Source organism: Gemmiger qucibialis (assembly GCF_027689445.1).
GTDB classification, from domain to species: Bacteria; Bacillota; Clostridia; order Oscillospirales; family Ruminococcaceae; genus Gemmiger; species Gemmiger qucibialis.
This window is the reverse complement of record NZ_JAQFEN010000001.1, coordinates 409,724-426,089: the sequence shown is the minus strand read 5'-3', so window position 1 is coordinate 426,089 and position 16,366 is coordinate 409,724. Positions and strand designations below refer to the sequence as shown.

Here is a 16,366-nt window from a genome sequence, read left to right as displayed (position 1 = left end):
ATCAGCCCTGACCGTTAGAAAGTTCGATCCCGCGGGTGGGCATGTTTGCCATATTGTTCAGGGTAGAGTTGTATTTTTCACTCAGGGATTCCATAGCCCAGTCAGTGCAGTCCATAAAGGTATTGTCAAAAATATCATTCATGAACGCATCTTCGCCCATAAACACCCCGGCGTAATGCCCGCCGGAAATGGTGTTGCGGGCAATGATGTTCTCATAGCAGGGGGTAAAATCCAGGCCCTGCACGGCTTCGTCCGCGTTCAGGTCAGTGCTGAGCTCAATACCAAAGAAGTGGAAGGTATCGCTGGCACCCCGGTTGTTGTCAATGATCTGGTTGCACAGAATGGTGTTGCTGAACGCCGAGCGCACAGCCTTGATGCCGGAACCGTAATTGTCCCGCACAATGTTGCCGTAAATGGTGTTGTAGGCGGTGTTATCCAGCGAGATGCCGGGCAGCTTGGCGGGGGAGGAACCATCCGCCATGCGGCCCTGATCCAGAATAAAGTCAGCTTCCAGATCCTCATCACTCATGCGGTTGCGGCCGCCGTTCTGGCGGATCTCACATCCGGTAATGTAGTTGCCGAAGGAGCCGTAATCCAGGCACATGCCCTCTTTTTCGTTCTTGTAGATCGTGTTCTCTACATAATAGTTCAGGTAGCCGCTTTCCGAATAAATGCCGGAGGAATGGTTCTGCGCAACCGTGTTGCCGCGCACAACCAGCTGATGGGGAGACTGTAAAATATCGTACAGCATTTCATCCGGGAACGGATTGTAGGCGGTCTCAATGTCCTCAATGGGCATGGAGCAGAGCACCAGCCCGGCGGTCAGGTTGCGGGCACCAGAGTTATTTTCAATGCGGTTGCCCTCGATCACGCCATTGCTGATCTCGCCGTTCAGGAAGATGGCACCATTCTGGTTTTCATGGATGCTGTTATTGACCAGTGCAAAGCCGGTGTTCTCCCCCATAACGCAAAGGCCCTTGAGGGAAACATTGCTGATGTCAAGGGCAGCCAGATAGAAACTGCGGGAATTCTTGACATACACACCGTAATTGCACCCGCCGTTGATGACAAAGCCGGTCACGGCGGTATTTTCCGCCTGGTCCAGAACAATGGCTTTGTCCAGCGTTTCATTGCCGGGGGTCAGCACTGCGCCGTTGCCGTGCAGGATCGTACCAGTGGGTACCACCAGGGTGGCATCCATCACCAGAGCAGGGGAGATGACCTCCACCGTGCTGCCGGGGTTGGCTGCCAGAAAGTCATTCAGTTCTGCCAGGCTGGAACCGGTAAAATTCACAGCCTGGGCGGTTTCGGCGGTGGCCAGGGGGGCCAGCCGGGTCATGACAGAGTTGTACAGGTTTTTCCAGTTGGCCTCCGGGGTATCAAAGGTGGCAGGGTCAATACCGAGGGTCTGAATGCGCTGGATGACCTGCAAAGGGGCAATCAGGCTTTCGGTATCGGACTGGGTCATCCGCTCCAAAGCGGGCAGGGCATAGCGCTCGGTCAGGCTCTGGCTGTCGGTATCCAGCAGGGAAACATATTCCTCTGCGCCGGGATCCGCAAAATCCACAACCTGCCCGGTACCGGCCAGCACGCAGCTGATGGGCTCCGGCTCAGCGGTAGCCTGTGGTTCTGCGCTGGGGGCCAGGCTGAAAATCACATGCGGGGCAGGGGTCAGCTTGACCCCGACCACGCCGATCACGGTGGCAGCAGCAATGCCCGCAATGGTAAGAACAAACGAATTTGCCTTTTTTTTGGCCATAAGTGTAAGATTCCTTTCCAGGGAAAACCGGGGATAGGCCCGGTAAAATTATTTGTCCAGGTTCAGATACTTTTTCCAGAAGTCCAGACTGCGCACTTCGCCGCAGCGCTCGCGGTAGCTCTGGGCGGCAGCGTCAAACTGGGCGTCGATCTCCTTCATGCAGGCTTTCATCTCGCGCACGCAGCGGCTGTATTCTTCCTTGCTGCGCTCGGTCACAAAGCCTTTCTGGGAGTTGGAATCATAGTTCAGCACCTTCTGCACGCGGTAAGCATTGTAGGCGGTCATGTGCATCATGCTCACAACGGTGTTTTCGCGGGTGGGGGGCACCAGCCAGCCGTTGCGGGTCAGCTTGACCTTGAGTTCCTTCAGCTTGCCCTTGTTTTTTTCTTCCTCTTTGGTGGCGTACAGGTAGCGGGAATAATCAAACGGAACATCCAGCTGGTCCACCGGCTGGGCCTTGTAGCCATATGCCATAATCTCTTTGTGCAGGGCTTCGGCATCGGTCTGTTCCAGCCAGTCAATGCCTTTCAAAAAGTCGCGCACGCCGCGGATCAGCAGGTCAGCATTCTTATAGCGGTAGCGGTTCACTTCGCCCATCACCTGGCTGCGCAGGTCGGCTTTCAGGGCGTTGGCATCATAGCTGGGGCAGTGCATGCTGTTGTCAATGCACTGGTTGCGCAGGATGTAGTAGTACATCGAGGAAGAATACTTGCTCTCAAACGGCTCATGCCATACGCAGATGCCGTTCAGGGTGACCAGGCGTTTGCAGTTGCGTAGGCCGTATTCAATGTCATCGCCGCGGATAAAGATGGGCATGGGCAGGTTGTCCGGCCGCACAACGGCAATGGGGATGCAGCAGTACCACCAGGCGTTATACTCATGGCGTTCTTCCAGCTCATTGGCAACGCACAGGTCAACCTTGGTCAGATCAAAGTTGGCTTTGTGGCTGATCAACTGGCCCTGGTTCCAGGCGGCGCCGTTTTCTACCTGAATGTTAGGGCGGTCCAGCCGCAGCATGGCACCGCCGACAAATACATCCGCATATTCCGGCTTGCGCAGGCTCAGCAGGGTGTAGGTGCGCAGCAGCACATCGGTATCCAGCACAATGTCATCATCCATGACCAGTACATGGGTAACGCCTGCGCCATTTTCGTTGGCTTTCAGGATCTCGATCATGCCGCGGGTAAAGCCGCCGGCACCGCCCACATTGGCGTTGGGCACAACATGCACGGTATCGCTATTCAGCTTATCGTAATCCAGCGTCTGGCCGTTATCGGAAACAAACACTTCCAGGTGGTTGTGCAGCGGGCTGGCGGCGTTTTCCAAAATATCGCTGCGCATGCGGGCAATGTTGCCCATAACGAACGGCTCCCGGCGGAAGGTGCAGATATCCACGCCGATTTTGACGGGCTGCACATCCTTTTCAGCGGCATCGCACTCATAAGCGCCGCCGCAATAGGCGGCATTGCCGCTCAGGGCCTGCAGCTCAAAAAACAGCATGCCGTCAGCGCCCTTGGGAAAATCGAAGCAGAATTCCTGCACGGAATCCGCCTGCACTACTTTTTCGGCCAGCACGGCGCGCACGCTCTGGCTGTTGATGAAATGGCGGCTGCACAGTACAACGCGCAGCTTTCCGCTCAGTTTCAGCCGCAGCGAAAAATTCTGCGCGGCGGTGTAGCGGCGCCATTTGTCTGCGCTGACGCTGTTAAAGTAGGTATCAAAGCAGACTCGTTCGCCCTGCTCAATGCGCAGGATATCCCCCTCATCGCGGAAGCTGGGGGCTTTCATACGGTAATACAGTCGGTCCTCGGTGCATATGCCCACGCGGGGCCAAAGCAGCTTTTGCAGCAGCATACGGTATTCTCCTTTCACGTTTTGCCTTATCATATCCGGCAAAGTATTCAAGTATCCGGCACAGCATTATAAAATGCCGCCGTTGGATTGTTTTCCGCGCGCCCATGCGCTCAATGTGCGGTAGGGCAGGTAACGCCCGGCACGCAGCAGACGGGTGTTTTTGTTGGTCATTATGGCAGCGATGTGTGGGTAAGTCTGGCACAGCATCTCGTCATACCGGCGCAGGGCCAGGCCGGTTTCACGGTCGGGGGGAAAGCGCAGGTACAGCTCAATCAGGTACTGCGCCACATCCCGCGCCCGCTGCACCAGCAGCAGGTCCCGCCCGGCGGGGGCAGGCTGTGCGGCCAGCGGTTCGGCAGCATCCAACAGAATGCGCGCTACGCGGATGTAATCCTGCGTGTGGGCGCGGTAGCTGGCCATGCTCACGCTCTGGCCATCCCGCCCCAGGCGGTACTGGTACAGAACCACCGGCACAAAGCAGATGGTCTGCGCCGCAGCCATGCCAACAAACGTATAGCCCATATCCGTGTAGCTGCAATGCTCCGGCATGGGGCGCCATGCGGCGCGCAGAGTGTTAGTGCAGAGGGTCAGCGCGTGCATCTCCATGCACAAATCAGGTGTGGCCTGCTGCACTTCACCCACAGCATACACACGGTTTGTATCAAATTTGCAGCAGACATCAAAGGCCTTTCCGCTGCCGTTTTCCTGCACGGTGCGGTAGTTGGTGTATACCGCATCCGCCGTGCAGTTTTGCAGGCGGCGCAAAAGGGTCTGCAAAGCATTGGTGTCAAACCAGTCATCGCAGTCCAGCGTGCGAAAGTACCGCCCAGAGGCCAGCTCTACCGCGGTATTCAGCGTGGAGCCGTACCCGCCGTTCACCTTGCTCACCAGCCGGAAACTGCCGGGGTGTGCCTGCACAAAGGCCTGCGCCAGCGCGGCGGTGCCATCGGTGGAGCCATCATCAATAATGATCACATCCAGCAGCGCCTGCAGGCTTTCATCCGCCACCAGGCAGGATGAAAGCGCTTTTTGCAGCGTGGCAGCGCCGTTATAGGCGGCAACCGAAACCGTCAGCAGCTTTTCCATCAGGTTTCACCGGCCTCCATAGCGCGCACATAGTCCGCGCAGACTTCACACGATGGCCCATCCCCGCGCAGAACACCGTGATCCAGCCAGATGGAGCGCTGGCACAGCTGCTGCACCTGGTTGATATCATGGCTGACGAACAGCAGCGTGGTGCCGTTGGAAAGCATCTCTTCCATGCGGCGGTGGCATTTCTGCTGGAACATAAAGTCGCCAACGGCCAGCACTTCGTCACAAACCAGAATGTCGGCCTGTACTTCAGTGGCAATGGAAAAGCCCAAACGAGCGATCATGCCGCTGGAAAAGTTTTTGACCGGAACATCCACAAAATCTTTCAGCTCCGAAAATTCAATGATGCGGTCAAAATGCTCCATCATATAGTCCCGGTCGTGGCCAAGCACCGCGCCGTTCAGGAAAATGTTTTCCCGCGCGGTCAGATCCATGTCAAAACCGGCGCCCAGCTCGATCATGGGGGCAATTTCGCCGTTGACGGCAACGCTGCCGCCGGAGGGGTACATCACGCCGGAAATCACTTTCAGCATGGTGCTTTTGCCGCTGCCGTTGCGCCCGATCAGCGCCAGGGATTCGCCGCGCTTCATGCTGAAAGAAACATGTTTCAGTGCGTAAAATTCGTTAAAAAACAGCTTGTGGGTCAGCAGTTTTACGGTGTATTCTTTCAGGGTCTCAGTTTTTTCCTGCGCAAGGTTAAAGCGCATGGAAACGTCATTGACTTTAATAATCTCGTCCATACGTTACCTCACGTCAGATATACAGGATAAAGTTCTTTTGCAGCTTGCGGAACACCAACAGGCCAATAGCCATAGAGGCAACGGCGCAAAAAATGCAGGCAATCCAGGTGTTGGGGCCGGGAATGTTGCCGTACATCATCAGGTTGCGGAACAGGTTGATGTAGTGGTACAGCGGGTTCAGCTTCATCAGTTTCTGCAGGGTTTCCGGCAGGGCGGTGATGGGGTAGAACAGCGGGGTGGCGTACATCCAACCCATGGTAAGGATACTGTACAGGTGCATCATATCACGGAAATACACCGCCAGCGCGGAAAGCAGCAGCCCCAGCCCGCAGCTGAAAAAGAAGAGCAGCACCAGCGGCAGCCAGCTCAAAAAGATGGTCCAATAGAAGGTGGCACGGGTAAAGATCATGACCAGCAGAACCGCACCAAAGCTGAACAGCATGGTGACAAAGCGGGAAACCGCCTGGCTGATGGGGAAGATGAACTTGGGAATGTACACCTTTTTGATCAGCGGGGCGTTCTGGATAACAGAAGTCAGGCCCATGCTGGTGGTCTCATTGAAAAAGGTAAACAGGGTGTTGCCGCAGATCAGGTAAAGCGGGAAGTTTGGGATATCGTTGCGGAACATGTACGAAAAGATGATGCTTTGCAGCAGCATCATCAGCAGCGGGTTCAAAATGCTCCAGATGTAACCCAGAAAGCTGCGGCGGTATTTGACTTTCAGATCGCGGCTGACAAGTTCATGGATCAGCGGTTGGTATTTTTTCAGGTGGGTCCAGGCGCGCTGCGCGGAGACCTGCATTGTTTCGGCCATGTTTGGCTCCCTCCAGATTTATGGCCCGCATAAAACGTCAGAACGTTGTTTTGTGCGGCACTTGTATCAACACCCCGCGCGGCAGCCGCCGCCAGGGCACAGTTTCTACTATTATACAATAAAAGACATTAAAATGCAATTCGAACCGGGCGGCAAAAAATCATGGGTGTGCGATGTTTTTTGCCGCCCGGTACCGCCCTTTTTGTGCAACAGTGAAAAGGAACGCAAAATATGAGCGCAGTTTGTGTAAAAATCGTTGAAACCGGGACGAAAATACGGTACAATAAATATGACATAACAAACCCTGCGGCGGGCCATGACCTGGTTTTGCCCGTGGGGCCAGAAATGAGAGGTAGATGTTATGGAACATTTTAACCCCCTGCTCCTGCATAACGACAGCCCGGCTAAATTTATTACGATTGGTGAGGTCATGCTGCGCCTGACCCCGCCGAACTATGAAAAGATCCGTATGGCTTCCAACTTTGAAGCCAGCTATGGAGGCAGCGAGGCCAACATTGCCCTGGCTCTTGCCAACCTGGGTGTGGACAGCACGTTTTTCAGCGTGGTGCCCAACAACTCTTTGGGCAAAAGTGCGGTGCGCTGGCTGCGCTCCAATGATGTGCACTGCACCCCGATGATCCTTTCCACCCCGGAGGAAACCCCGACCCACCGTCTGGGCACCTATTACCTGGAAACCGGTTACGGCATCCGCCCCAGCAAGGTTACTTACGACCGCAAGCACTCCGCTTTTACTGAGTATGACCTTTCCAAAGTGGATCTGGACGCCCTGCTGGACGGCTTTGACTGGCTGCATCTTTCCGGCATTACCCCGGCTTTGGGCCAGAACTGCGCCGATTTTGTGATGGCCTGCCTGAAAAAAGCCAAGGAAAAGGGCCTGACCGTCAGCTTTGACGGCAACTTCCGCTCCACCCTGTGGACTTGGGAAGAAGCCCGTGACTACTGCACCAAGTGCCTGCCCTATGTGGATGTTCTGTTTGGCATTGAGCCTTACCACCTGTGGAAAGACGATGCCGACCACGCCCAGGGCGACTGGAAAGACGGCGTGCCCCTACAGCCCAGCTATGAACAGCAGGATGAGATCTTCCAGCGCTTTGTGGAGCGTTACCCCAACATCAAGTGCATTGCCCGCCATGTGCGTTATGCCCATTCCGGCTCCGAGAACAGCCTGAAAGCCTTTATGTGGTATGAGGACCATACCTTTGAAAGCAAGCTGTTTACCTTTAATATTCTGGACCGTGTAGGCGGCGGCGATGCATTTGCCAGCGGCCTGATTTACGCCATGCTGCACAACTACAAGCCAATGGATATGGTCAACTTTGCGGTGGCAAGCTCCGCCATCAAGCACACCATCCATGGCGATGCCAACATCACCGATGATGTTTCCACCATCCGCAACCTGATGGACATGAATTACGATATCAAGCGCTGAGAATAAGTTTGTTTTCAGCAGTGCCCCAAAACGGTGCAGCAGGCTGCGGCTTTGCTGCACCGTTTTTGTATGGGGGTAAGATTGGTTTAGAACCGTTTAAGAATGTACAAACCTTGCATCCCGTGTTATAATAATGCCGGATCAGTAAATGAAAAAGGTGGGTAGATTATGGAACAAAACACCGTTCAAAAACCGGATTGCGCCGCCATTACGGCGCAGGCACGCCAGGCAGCGGAAGAACTGCTGGCGGCTGCACACCTGCGCGCCGGGGATATTTTTGTGGTCGGCTGCTCTTCCAGCGAGATCGTTGGCGGGCATATTGGCAAGGACAGCAGCATGGAAGCCGCCGCGGCTGTGCTGGCGGGTATTCTGCCGGTGCTCAAAGCGCAGGGCGTCTATCTGGCGGCCCAGTGCTGCGAACACCTGAATCGCGCCATTGTCATCGAGCAGGAAGCTGCCGAAAAGTATGGTTATGAACAGGTGAACGCCGTGCCGCAGCCCCATGCGGGCGGCAGCTGGGCAACCAACTGCTGGCAGGCGTTTGAACATCCGGTTCTGGTGGAGGAAGTGCGTGCCGCTGCCGGAATTGATATTGGCGGTACGCTGATTGGCATGCACTTAAAGCGCGTGGCCGTGCCGGTGCGCCTGACCATCAAGCAGATCGGCGCTGCGCCCATCATCTGCGCCCGCACCCGCCCCAAATACATCGGCGGCAGCCGCGCCGTTTACCAGGAGATGTGAACCATGCTGACACAGGAACAACTGACAATGATGGCCGAAAATGTGGCCCGCATCCGTGAAAATATGGCCATCGCCGCCCGTGAAGCCGGCCGCGACCCGGCAGATATTTTGCTGTGCGCCGCCTGCAAGACCCGCACCGTGGAAGAGGTGATTGCCAGTGCCGCTCTGCCCATTGACCTGTTTGGCGAAAACCATGTGCAGGAACTGGTGGAAAAGACCGACGCCAACGCTTATTGCGGTAAGCCGGGGCATTTTATCGGCCATTTGCAGACCAACAAGGTCAACAAAGTGGTGGGCCGTGCTGCTTTGATTGAAAGCGTGGACAGCGAGCACCTGCTGCAAAAGGTGGAGCGCGCCGCTGCCGCCGCAAACCTGACCCAGGAAATTTTGATCGAGATCAACATCGGCGGGGAAGAGAGCAAGTCTGGCGTTTCTGCCGAAAGCCTGTGGCCCCTGCTGGATATGGCAGCCGCACAGCCGCATATCCGCCTGCGCGGCCTGATGGCCATCCCGCCGGCAGCTGCAACCCCGGATGAGACCCGCGCGTTCTTTGCCCAAATGCGGGAACTGCTGGCAAAAGCTGCTGACCGCCATTATGAGAACGCCAAAATGGATATCCTTTCCATGGGCATGAGCGGGGATTACCCCGATGCCATCCGCGAGGGTGCCACCATTGTGCGCATCGGCACCGCCATTTACGGCGCACGCGATTACAGCAAAAAGGCATAAGGCATTCCAGGAACCCATACCTGCACGTTGACAGCTGCAAGGTGAATAGGTAAAGCAACAGCCCGGAACTACCGCAAATGCAGGCGGCAGTTCCGGGCTGTTTTGTTAAGCGGTGGTGGGGGCGTGGGCCTCAAAAGTCTCCACCGGAGACTTTTGTGCGCGGCTTAGCCGTGCCGCCCTGTTCGACCCCCGTGACCATACCAAAAAAAGACCCCAAAAAGCTCTGCGCCTTTTGGGGTCTTATATCAGTGCCGGTGGTGGGGGTCGAACCCACACGGTGTCACCACCAACGGATTTTGAGTCCGTCTCGTCTGCCAATTCCAACACACCGGCTCATATGTTGCTTGTATAGTATACTACAGGCCTGTCAAAAAATCAAGATTTATTTTGCGTTGATTTTTACGGCAATACCACATAATTCTAAGTGCCGATACGGCGAGCGAGGTGCGGCAGATGCTAAGCCAAAAGCGCAGATAATACTGGATGCTGCTAAGGTGAGCGCCGCCAGTGGCGGAAACAGCGAACCGAAGCAGGGGCAGCGGTCGCAGAGTGCGAGGGGCTTTTGCCCCCGAAGCACGATGCGGGTACCGCAACCCGACATTGTCGAGCATTTTGGCAACGCAGATGCCGTGCCGCAGCCGCCGAAGCGGTGCTTAAGCCGCTAGGCGGGAATTGTGCGGTGTTGCCTTACGCCTCAAATACGCTCAAAATCCACCCTTGACATTCCCCGCATTATTGGGCTCAGCTTTTTCTCAGCGGTGTTTTCCCTTATCACGCCGGTATTTTTCCAGGCAATCGGTGCGGCAAAGGTCAGCGTGGCAATCTCTGTTATGCGGGAAATCATCTGCCTGATCCCCATTTTCTGGCTGTTGTCCCGTCTGGGACTGGGGTGGACCTGGTGGGCGTTCCCGCTTTCCGAAACCATCTCCGGTGAGTTTGGTCTGGTTTTGTATCTGCGCCAGATCCACCGTTGGCCGGATGTGTAAAAAGTCAGGCTGCTGAAAAAAATTGCGCGGCGGCAAAACCCCCTTGACATCCCGGTATTAATATTGCATAATGAAACCAGCAAAAGGGAGTAGCGGACGCGCAGCGCCTGCAAGTTACGTCAAGACGGCTGACAGCCCGTAATTTGTATGAAATAACGCAAGACTTTTGCCGAGCATGGGTGTAGTACCCCTGCGCGGCGGAAGTCTTTTTCTTTTTGCTGTTTGTATTAAGATTGCATTAAAATAAGGAGGGCTATGGATGCAAGAACTGTTTGGAAATCTATGGAACCTGCAATGGCAGCAGGTGGTTATGTGGGGGATCGGCGGCCTGTTGATCTGGCTGGCGATCAAAAAGGAGATGGAGCCATCCCTGCTGCTGCCAATGGGCTTTGGGGCCATTCTCGTCAACCTGCCGCTGTCCGGTGCTGTTACCCAGGTGCTGTCCACCGGCACCGAGGTCGGCCCGCTGGATGTGCTGTTTGATGCTGGCATTGCCAACGAACTGTTCCCGTTGCTGCTGTTTGTGGGCATTGGTGCAATGATTGATTTTACACCGCTGCTTTCTAACCCCAAGCTGATGATTTTTGGGGCGGCGGCGCAGTTTGGCATCTTTTTCACGCTGGGGGCTGCGACTTTGATGGGCTTTGAACTCAAAGATGCCGCCTCCATTGCCGTGATCGGTGCGGCGGACGGGCCGACCTCCATCTTTGTGGCGAACTTTCTGGAATCCAACTATCTGGGGGCCATCATTGTGGCGGCGTATTCTTACATGGCGCTGGTGCCCATCATCCAGCCGCCGGTCATCCGGCTTGTGACGACCAAAAAAGAGCGCCTGATCCGCATGCCATATGCCGAAAAGCAAGTCAGCAAAACGGCAAAAATCCTGTTCCCCATCATTATTACCATGGTGGCTGGGCTGTTTGTGCCGCGCAGTGTGGCGCTGGTTGGCTTTTTGATGTTCGGCAACCTCATCCGGGAATGTGGTGTGCTGGACAGCCTGTCCGAAACCGCACAAAAGGTACTGGCAAACCTCATTACCCTGCTGCTGGGGCTGACGGTGGCATCCAAAATGCAGGCAGAGTATTTTTTGAATCGGCAGACCCTGATGATTTTGGCGCTGGGGCTGGTGGCCTTTGTGTTCGATACCATCGGCGGCGTGCTGGTGGCCAAGGTATATAACCTGTTTGCCAAACAAAAAATCAACCCCATGATCGGTGCAGCGGGCATTTCGGCATTCCCGATGTCGGCCCGTGTGGTGAACAAGATGGGCCTGCAGGAAGACAATCAGAACTTTTTGCTGATGCACGCCGTTGGGGTGAATGTATCCGGTCAGATCGCGTCCGTGATTGCGGGCGGTATGATTCTGACATTGTTTGCCTAAGGTGTATCTGAAAACAAAGAAAATGACGGATATTTTCGACTTTTCAGATACACTCTAAACAAAAGGGGAGAACAAGATGAATTTAACACTGTTTATGCAGGTGCTGCCCAAAGCGGGCCTTGGCTGGCTGGGTGTTTTTGCGGTAACAATTATCATTGTGGCGGCGGTGGAGCTGCTGGAGCATTTTACAAACCGAAAAAAGTAAAGGCAATACCGCATAATTCTAAGTGCCGATACGGCGAGCGAGGTGCGGCAGATGCCAAGCCAAAAGCGCAGATAATACTGGATGCTGCAAAGGTGAGCGCCGCCAGTGGCGGAAACAGCGAACCGAAGCAGGGGCAGCGGTCGCAGAGTGCGAGGGGCTTTTGCCCCCGAAGCACGATGCAGGTACCGCAACCCGACATTATCGAGCATTTTGGCAACGCAGATGCCGTGCCGCAGCTGCCGGAGCGGTGCTTAAGCCGCAAGGCGGGAATTGTGCGGTGTTGCCTAAAGTGTCCGATTTGCCGAACAACTCTGAAACCGTTTCCATTGGCGGAGATCTGCCGACGATGGGGGTTCTTAAAGGAAGGTAGAAGCATGGCGCAGCCACAGTGCGGCAAATCCCTCTCTTGAGGAAGGGATTATTTAACGTACAGGGCAAAATTTTATTGACAAACGCGGCGTTAAACGGTAAAATAAGAACAATCGCATTTATCCAGGGAGGAAAGTAGCCATGCCGCAGCAGATGGATGACGAGCTGCTGCAGCAGGCACAGGCTGGGGAGGAAAGCGCTATTGCCGCGCTGATCACCGCCATGATGCCTGCCATACGCAAAGGCGCCGCTGCCGTTGCAGCACCCGGCCTTGACTTTGACGATGCGGTGCAGGAAGGGCTGATTGGCCTGTTCCATGCCGTGCGCAGCTACCGGGCGGATAAAAAAGTCCCCTTTACCGCGTATGCCGCAGCCTGTATTGCCAACGCACAGCAGGATGCCCGCCGCAGTGCCACCCGCAAAAAGCATGCTCCGCTGAACAACAGTGTGCCCCTGCCGGAAAATTCTGCCGCGCCGGGGCCGGAAGAGCTTGCCATTGCCAACGAGCGCTGCGCCGCCGTGCTGGAACGCATCAACACGCAGCTTTCGCCCCTGGAACGCGGCAGTCTGCTTGCCAGTTTGGAGGGGCACACCGCCGCCCAGACAGCCCAACTGCTGCACTGCACCCCCAAAGCGGTGGAAAACGCCCTGATGCGCGCCCGCAAAAAGCTGCGCAGTGATGAAGTGCGAGAATGAATTTGGATTCAGGCGTTTGGCCTGGACATATAAACAATGCCCCCAGTAGCTTAGCAATCAGTTCATTGGTGACCCCAAGCGTTGGTTGAAATTCTTCCGCGGGCAAGTAAACAAAGAGGAGATACCCACTATGTACGAAGACAAGACTTTGGTATGCAAAGATTGCGGCAAAGAGTTCGTTTGGACCGCCGGTGAGCAGGAGTTCTACGCAAGCCGTGGTTTCGAGAACCAGCCCCAGCGCTGCAAGGCATGCCGCGATGCCCGCAAGAACGCTACCCGTGGTGAGCGCCAGATGTTCGACGCCGTTTGCGCAAGCTGCGGCAAGACTTGCAAGGTGCCCTTCCAGCCGCGCGAAGACCGTCCGGTCTACTGCAGCGAGTGCTTCGCTAAGATGAAGCAGAACTGATTGTAACTGATTTGTTCTAAAAAGCAGCCTTTCCCGCAAGGGAGGGGCTGCTTTTTTTGTGTTTATAGAGCTTAAAGTAAATAACACTATTGACAATTATTATCCTTAATGCTATTATATACATATAATAAACGCTATGGTTGAAACAAAATAGTTAAAATGCAACAAACTGACTTAGAAAGGAGCAAGACATGACTAAAAAGACATTAAGTAGGTGTTTAACAACAATCGGCATGTTGGCTTTTGCAATTAGTATGGCGTTGCCGGCGGCTGCTCTAGAAGACAGAGCATTACCAACTTATCCATGTCCAAAATGTGGAACGACAATGACGACTTCGGTTGAAACTGGGTATGAATTTTTTACAACGCCATGTATCCATGGAAATGTAAATGCGCGAGATCAAAAATGCTTTGAGGTTAGTTATACCTATGCAGATTGCCCGGAATGCGGAACGCGTTCGATGATGAATCGTAACCAGATAAGAGATTTGGGTTGGACATGCCTGAAATAAGCAGAGGGGAGATGACAATAATGAAACGAAGATGGATAGTAATTATTTTTACTATTTGCTTTGGAATGGGAATGCTTTTGCCTGTTCATGCACAAGAAAAAGACAAAATTTGGGCCGGGACAAATAGCAAAATTGAAAAAATAGAAGAAGCACTTTATAAAGATTTTGATGATGATGTAAAAGAATATCAGAGTGGACATTCGAATGACGTAGCAGAACAAGTTGCGGGACAATGTATACAGTGCGGAAGTTTTGACATTAGGTACAAAACTCAAAACTCCTATTATGCACGTACAGCAGCATGTATGCATGGATATCATGCTGGACATGACGTAGTGAAGCAAGATATTTTGGTAAGATACGTAGAATGTCAGGTGTGTAGGTATCAGGAACATATAAGCAACACAAAGATTGGAGAACCATATATTGAATGCTATGGATTTAATTAGTATATGAGGGAATAAAGAAAGAGCATAAAATCAATGAAGAAAAGACTGTTGTTGATTTGTGGGATTCTTATACTTGTAGCAGTGATTGCTTTGGAAGCAACAAATGCAATGAACAAAGGTTCCACAAATACAGAAGAGGTCATAAGTAAACCTAATAAAATGGCAGAACCAGCACAAAGCACGGCGGAATCGGCGTTGCCGGAACCAGTGCTGCAGGGGAGAAAGGTCAATATGGATGATGCAATGTGGGAAGATGCAATCAACGAATTAGATGAATACATCGACCAACAGATTGGAGGAAATTAAAAGAATAGGATCGTGTGCCGGGTCTGGCGCGGCGCTGTTTTGTGTGCGGCGCGAACCAGAACCCGGCCTTTTGACATATTGCCCAAAAGTTGACACAAAAATACAAAAAATCCTTCTTGGTGCAACATTTCGTGTTGTGTTGACACCATTGTCCCGGCATGGTACAATAATTAAAATCATATGTGAAAGGGTGAACTGTGCCATGGTATCCATCCGCGAAGGCTTGTCCTGCTGCGATAAAACCCACGGTGCAGTGTTTCTTCCCCACGCTGTATCAGGTGCTTCTTTTTGACTTTTCCTCTTTTGGGGAAAAGTTATTTTTTTGCCTGCGCGGCTATCGCCGCGCAATCGCGCGAAGCGCGGTGCAAAAACAGCCGGAGCGCAGAGCGCTGCGCCCGCAGGCGCGTTTCGGAGCGCAACCGCCGCAGGCGGCACTTGGCGCGGAGATAGGATGTTCCTCTGTTCACCCGCCGCCGAACAGGCGGCGAATGGGTGGAGGTAGCAACCCTGCCCACCACCAACAAGCTATCGCTACGCCGTGCAAAGTTGGCACTTAACGTGAGGATAGGCTGTTCCTGCCGCGCCCACAACCACCACAAATTCTCACACAGAATCTTGCAACCCCACACCAAAAGGAGGGCCAGCCATGCTGATTAAAAATGCACGGGACTACGAGGGCCGCATCTGCGATTATCTGATCGCGGACGGCAAAATTAGAGCAATCGGAACCGACCTGCCGGAAGCGGGCGAGGTGATCAATGCAAAAGGGCTGACCATTCTGCCCGCGTTTATTGATACCCACTGCCATTGGCGTACCCCCGGCTTTGAATATAAAGAGGATATTGCCACCGGCTCTGCGGCTGCAGCGGCAGGCGGATATACTTTCGTCAACCTGATGCCCAACACCAAGCCGGTCTGCTCTTCGGCAGAGATCGTGCATGAGGTGGAGGAGAAAGCGCGCGAGATTGGCCTGTGTGATGCCAACCAGACCGTTTCCATTACCAAAAACTTTGACGGCCACACCATTGACCATCTGCTGGATCTGCCGGATGATATCAAGTTTATCACCGAGGACGGCAACGGCGTGATGAATAACGCCACGATGGCTCGCGTGTTTGCTGTGGCAGCCGAGCGCGGTCTGACCGTGATGTCCCACGCAGAGGACCGCGAGATCAGCCCGTGGGATTACCGCCTGGCCGAAAACATTGAGACGGTGCGCAACTGCCACCTGGCCGAATATTACGGCACCCGCCTGCATATGTGCCATGTTTCCACCAAAGAATCTGTGGATATGGTGCGCCAGAGCCGCCGCCGCGGTGCAATGGTCAGCTGCGAAGTGACCCCGCACCACCTGTGGTTCGATGATTCCCGCCTGCAGTATAAGGTCAACCCACCCATCCGCAAGGCGGACGATGTGGCCGCACTGGTGACGGCAATTAAGGATGGCACAGTCAGCTGCATCGGCACCGACCATGCCCCCCACAGCGCCGAGGATAAGGCCAAGGGCGCTGCCGGTATGGTTGGGCTGGAAACCGCCTTTGCCGTGTGCTACACCAAATTGTGCCGCATGGAGGGCTTGCCGCTGGAAATGCTGAGCTTTTTGATGAGCTCCGGCCCCGCTCAGGTGCTTGGCCTGGATGAGCATAAGGGCCGCCTGGTGCCCGGCTTTGATGCCGATATTGTTCTGGTGGATACCGACCACATGTTTACCGTACATGCGGACGAGCTGCACAGTAAGAGCAAAAACTGCCCCTATGACGGCGAAAGCTTCTATGGCCAGGTCATGATGACCATCAAGGGCGGCAAAGTGACCTACCAGAAAGATAAACAGTAACCCGCAGAAAAGTTAGAACGAGCTTTTTTGATACAGAAAACGG

General features: G+C 54.2%; 18 protein-coding genes and 1 tRNA gene. 12 read left to right on the top strand and 7 right to left on the bottom strand.

Annotation, left to right across the window (positions count from 1 at the left end):
• Position 1: 1 nt before the first annotated feature.
• The 5 genes from PG062_RS01935 to PG062_RS01915 all read right to left on the bottom strand — a co-directional run bounded on the left by PG062_RS01935 (position 2) and on the right by PG062_RS01915 (position 6,259).
• Positions 2–1,759, bottom strand: a complete 1,758-nt coding sequence (locus PG062_RS01935; RefSeq protein WP_270750840.1) for a right-handed parallel beta-helix repeat-containing protein — start codon at positions 1,757–1,759, stop codon at positions 2–4.
• A 48-nt stretch (positions 1,760–1,807) separates the two neighbouring features.
• On the bottom strand, positions 1,808–3,613 hold the full coding sequence (locus tag PG062_RS01930) for a glycosyltransferase (RefSeq protein WP_270750839.1): 1,806 nt from the start codon (positions 3,611–3,613) through the stop codon (positions 1,808–1,810).
• 66 nt (positions 3,614–3,679) lie between these two features.
• On the bottom strand, positions 3,680–4,699 hold the full coding sequence (locus tag PG062_RS01925) for a glycosyltransferase family 2 protein (RefSeq protein ID WP_270750838.1): 1,020 nt from the start codon (positions 4,697–4,699) through the stop codon (positions 3,680–3,682).
• Positions 4,699–5,445 (bottom strand): ABC transporter ATP-binding protein, encoded by a 747-nt coding sequence (locus tag PG062_RS01920; protein ID WP_270750837.1) that lies wholly within the window; start codon positions 5,443–5,445, stop codon positions 4,699–4,701. The genes PG062_RS01925 and PG062_RS01920 overlap by 1 nt, the downstream gene beginning before the upstream one ends.
• Positions 5,446–5,458: 13 nt before the next feature.
• Positions 5,459–6,259 carry an ABC transporter permease gene (locus PG062_RS01915; protein WP_113998719.1) on the bottom strand — a complete coding sequence of 267 codons (801 nt, stop codon included), beginning with the start codon at positions 6,257–6,259 and terminating at the stop codon, positions 5,459–5,461.
• 361 nt (positions 6,260–6,620) lie between these two features.
• Here PG062_RS01915 and PG062_RS01910 point away from each other — a divergent pair, with 361 nt between their 5' ends.
• From PG062_RS01910 to PG062_RS01900, 3 genes are all read left to right on the top strand, one after another.
• Positions 6,621–7,709: a sugar kinase gene (locus PG062_RS01910; protein ID WP_270750836.1), complete on the top strand. Its 1,089-nt coding sequence runs from the start codon at positions 6,621–6,623 to the stop codon at positions 7,707–7,709.
• A gap of 168 nt (positions 7,710–7,877) precedes the next feature.
• The gene (locus PG062_RS01905) at positions 7,878–8,450 is read left to right on the top strand and encodes a TIGR01440 family protein (RefSeq protein ID WP_113998721.1); all 573 of its coding nucleotides are present in this window, start codon (positions 7,878–7,880) and stop codon (positions 8,448–8,450) included.
• Positions 8,451–8,453: 3 nt separating this feature from the next.
• Positions 8,454–9,179 carry a YggS family pyridoxal phosphate-dependent enzyme gene (locus PG062_RS01900; RefSeq protein WP_270750833.1) on the top strand — a complete coding sequence of 242 codons (726 nt, stop codon included), beginning with the start codon at positions 8,454–8,456 and terminating at the stop codon, positions 9,177–9,179.
• Between the two features lie 249 nt (positions 9,180–9,428).
• On the opposite strand, the gene PG062_RS01895 is transcribed toward PG062_RS01900, so the two are convergent.
• Positions 9,429–9,512: transfer RNA gene (locus tag PG062_RS01895), tRNA-Leu, on the bottom strand.
• 425 nt (positions 9,513–9,937) lie between these two features.
• Between PG062_RS01895 and PG062_RS01890 the strand changes: the two genes are divergently transcribed.
• The 8 genes from PG062_RS01890 (at position 9,938) to PG062_RS01855 (ending at position 14,489) form a co-directional block, all read left to right on the top strand.
• Positions 9,938–10,165 (top strand): hypothetical protein, encoded by a 228-nt coding sequence (locus PG062_RS01890; protein ID WP_270750831.1) that lies wholly within the window; start codon positions 9,938–9,940, stop codon positions 10,163–10,165.
• A 259-nt stretch (positions 10,166–10,424) separates the two neighbouring features.
• Complete coding sequence (locus PG062_RS01885; protein WP_114000438.1) at positions 10,425–11,546, top strand: sodium ion-translocating decarboxylase subunit beta; 1,122 nt, start codon at positions 10,425–10,427, stop codon at positions 11,544–11,546.
• 76 nt (positions 11,547–11,622) lie between these two features.
• Entirely contained in the window at positions 11,623–11,751 is a 129-nt protein-coding gene (locus tag PG062_RS01880; RefSeq protein ID WP_270750829.1) for a hypothetical protein, read from the top strand.
• Positions 11,752–12,261: 510 nt separating this feature from the next.
• Positions 12,262–12,816, top strand: coding sequence for a sigma-70 family RNA polymerase sigma factor (locus PG062_RS01875; protein ID WP_114000439.1), 555 nt, complete (start codon positions 12,262–12,264; stop codon positions 12,814–12,816).
• Positions 12,817–12,946: 130 nt separating this feature from the next.
• Positions 12,947–13,222 (top strand): zinc-ribbon domain containing protein, encoded by a 276-nt coding sequence (locus PG062_RS01870; protein WP_114000440.1) that lies wholly within the window; start codon positions 12,947–12,949, stop codon positions 13,220–13,222.
• A 191-nt stretch (positions 13,223–13,413) separates the two neighbouring features.
• Complete coding sequence (locus tag PG062_RS01865; RefSeq protein WP_270750828.1) at positions 13,414–13,734, top strand: hypothetical protein; 321 nt, start codon at positions 13,414–13,416, stop codon at positions 13,732–13,734.
• 20 nt (positions 13,735–13,754) lie between these two features.
• A complete protein-coding gene (locus PG062_RS01860) occupies positions 13,755–14,183 on the top strand; it encodes a hypothetical protein (RefSeq protein WP_270750827.1) in 429 nt (142 codons plus the stop codon).
• 33 nt (positions 14,184–14,216) lie between these two features.
• On the top strand, positions 14,217–14,489 hold the full coding sequence (locus tag PG062_RS01855) for a hypothetical protein (protein ID WP_270750825.1): 273 nt from the start codon (positions 14,217–14,219) through the stop codon (positions 14,487–14,489).
• Here PG062_RS01855 and PG062_RS01850 read toward each other — a convergent pair.
• Positions 14,451–14,924 (bottom strand): hypothetical protein, encoded by a 474-nt coding sequence (locus tag PG062_RS01850; RefSeq protein ID WP_270750823.1) that lies wholly within the window; start codon positions 14,922–14,924, stop codon positions 14,451–14,453. The genes PG062_RS01855 and PG062_RS01850 overlap by 39 nt on opposite strands.
• Before the next feature lie 211 nt (positions 14,925–15,135).
• On the opposite strand from PG062_RS01850, the gene PG062_RS01845 reads away from it, so the two are divergent.
• Positions 15,136–16,323 carry a dihydroorotase gene (locus tag PG062_RS01845; protein WP_114000442.1) on the top strand — a complete coding sequence of 396 codons (1,188 nt, stop codon included), beginning with the start codon at positions 15,136–15,138 and terminating at the stop codon, positions 16,321–16,323.
• The last annotated feature ends 43 nt before the right edge of the window (positions 16,324–16,366 follow it).

Coding starts and splice junctions, on each gene's coding strand:
- PG062_RS01935 (WP_270750840.1), bottom strand. CDS start 1,759: ATGGCCAAAAAAAAGGCAAATTCGTTTGTTCTTACCATTGCGGGCATT.
- PG062_RS01930 (WP_270750839.1), bottom strand. CDS start 3,613: ATGCTGCTGCAAAAGCTGCTTTGGCCCCGCGTGGGCATATGCACCGAG.
- PG062_RS01925 (WP_270750838.1), bottom strand. CDS start 4,699: ATGGAAAAGCTGCTGACGGTTTCGGTTGCCGCCTATAACGGCGCTGCC.
- PG062_RS01920 (WP_270750837.1), bottom strand. CDS start 5,445: ATGGACGAGATTATTAAAGTCAATGACGTTTCCATGCGCTTTAACCTT.
- PG062_RS01915 (WP_113998719.1), bottom strand. CDS start 6,259: ATGGCCGAAACAATGCAGGTCTCCGCGCAGCGCGCCTGGACCCACCTG.
- PG062_RS01910 (WP_270750836.1), top strand. CDS start 6,621: ATGGAACATTTTAACCCCCTGCTCCTGCATAACGACAGCCCGGCTAAA.
- PG062_RS01905 (WP_113998721.1), top strand. CDS start 7,878: ATGGAACAAAACACCGTTCAAAAACCGGATTGCGCCGCCATTACGGCG.
- PG062_RS01900 (WP_270750833.1), top strand. CDS start 8,454: ATGCTGACACAGGAACAACTGACAATGATGGCCGAAAATGTGGCCCGC.
- PG062_RS01885 (WP_114000438.1), top strand. CDS start 10,425: ATGCAAGAACTGTTTGGAAATCTATGGAACCTGCAATGGCAGCAGGTG.
- PG062_RS01880 (WP_270750829.1), top strand. CDS start 11,623: ATGAATTTAACACTGTTTATGCAGGTGCTGCCCAAAGCGGGCCTTGGC.
- PG062_RS01875 (WP_114000439.1), top strand. CDS start 12,262: ATGCCGCAGCAGATGGATGACGAGCTGCTGCAGCAGGCACAGGCTGGG.
- PG062_RS01870 (WP_114000440.1), top strand. CDS start 12,947: ATGTACGAAGACAAGACTTTGGTATGCAAAGATTGCGGCAAAGAGTTC.
- PG062_RS01865 (WP_270750828.1), top strand. CDS start 13,414: ATGACTAAAAAGACATTAAGTAGGTGTTTAACAACAATCGGCATGTTG.
- PG062_RS01860 (WP_270750827.1), top strand. CDS start 13,755: ATGAAACGAAGATGGATAGTAATTATTTTTACTATTTGCTTTGGAATG.
- PG062_RS01855 (WP_270750825.1), top strand. CDS start 14,217: ATGAAGAAAAGACTGTTGTTGATTTGTGGGATTCTTATACTTGTAGCA.
- PG062_RS01845 (WP_114000442.1), top strand. CDS start 15,136: ATGCTGATTAAAAATGCACGGGACTACGAGGGCCGCATCTGCGATTAT.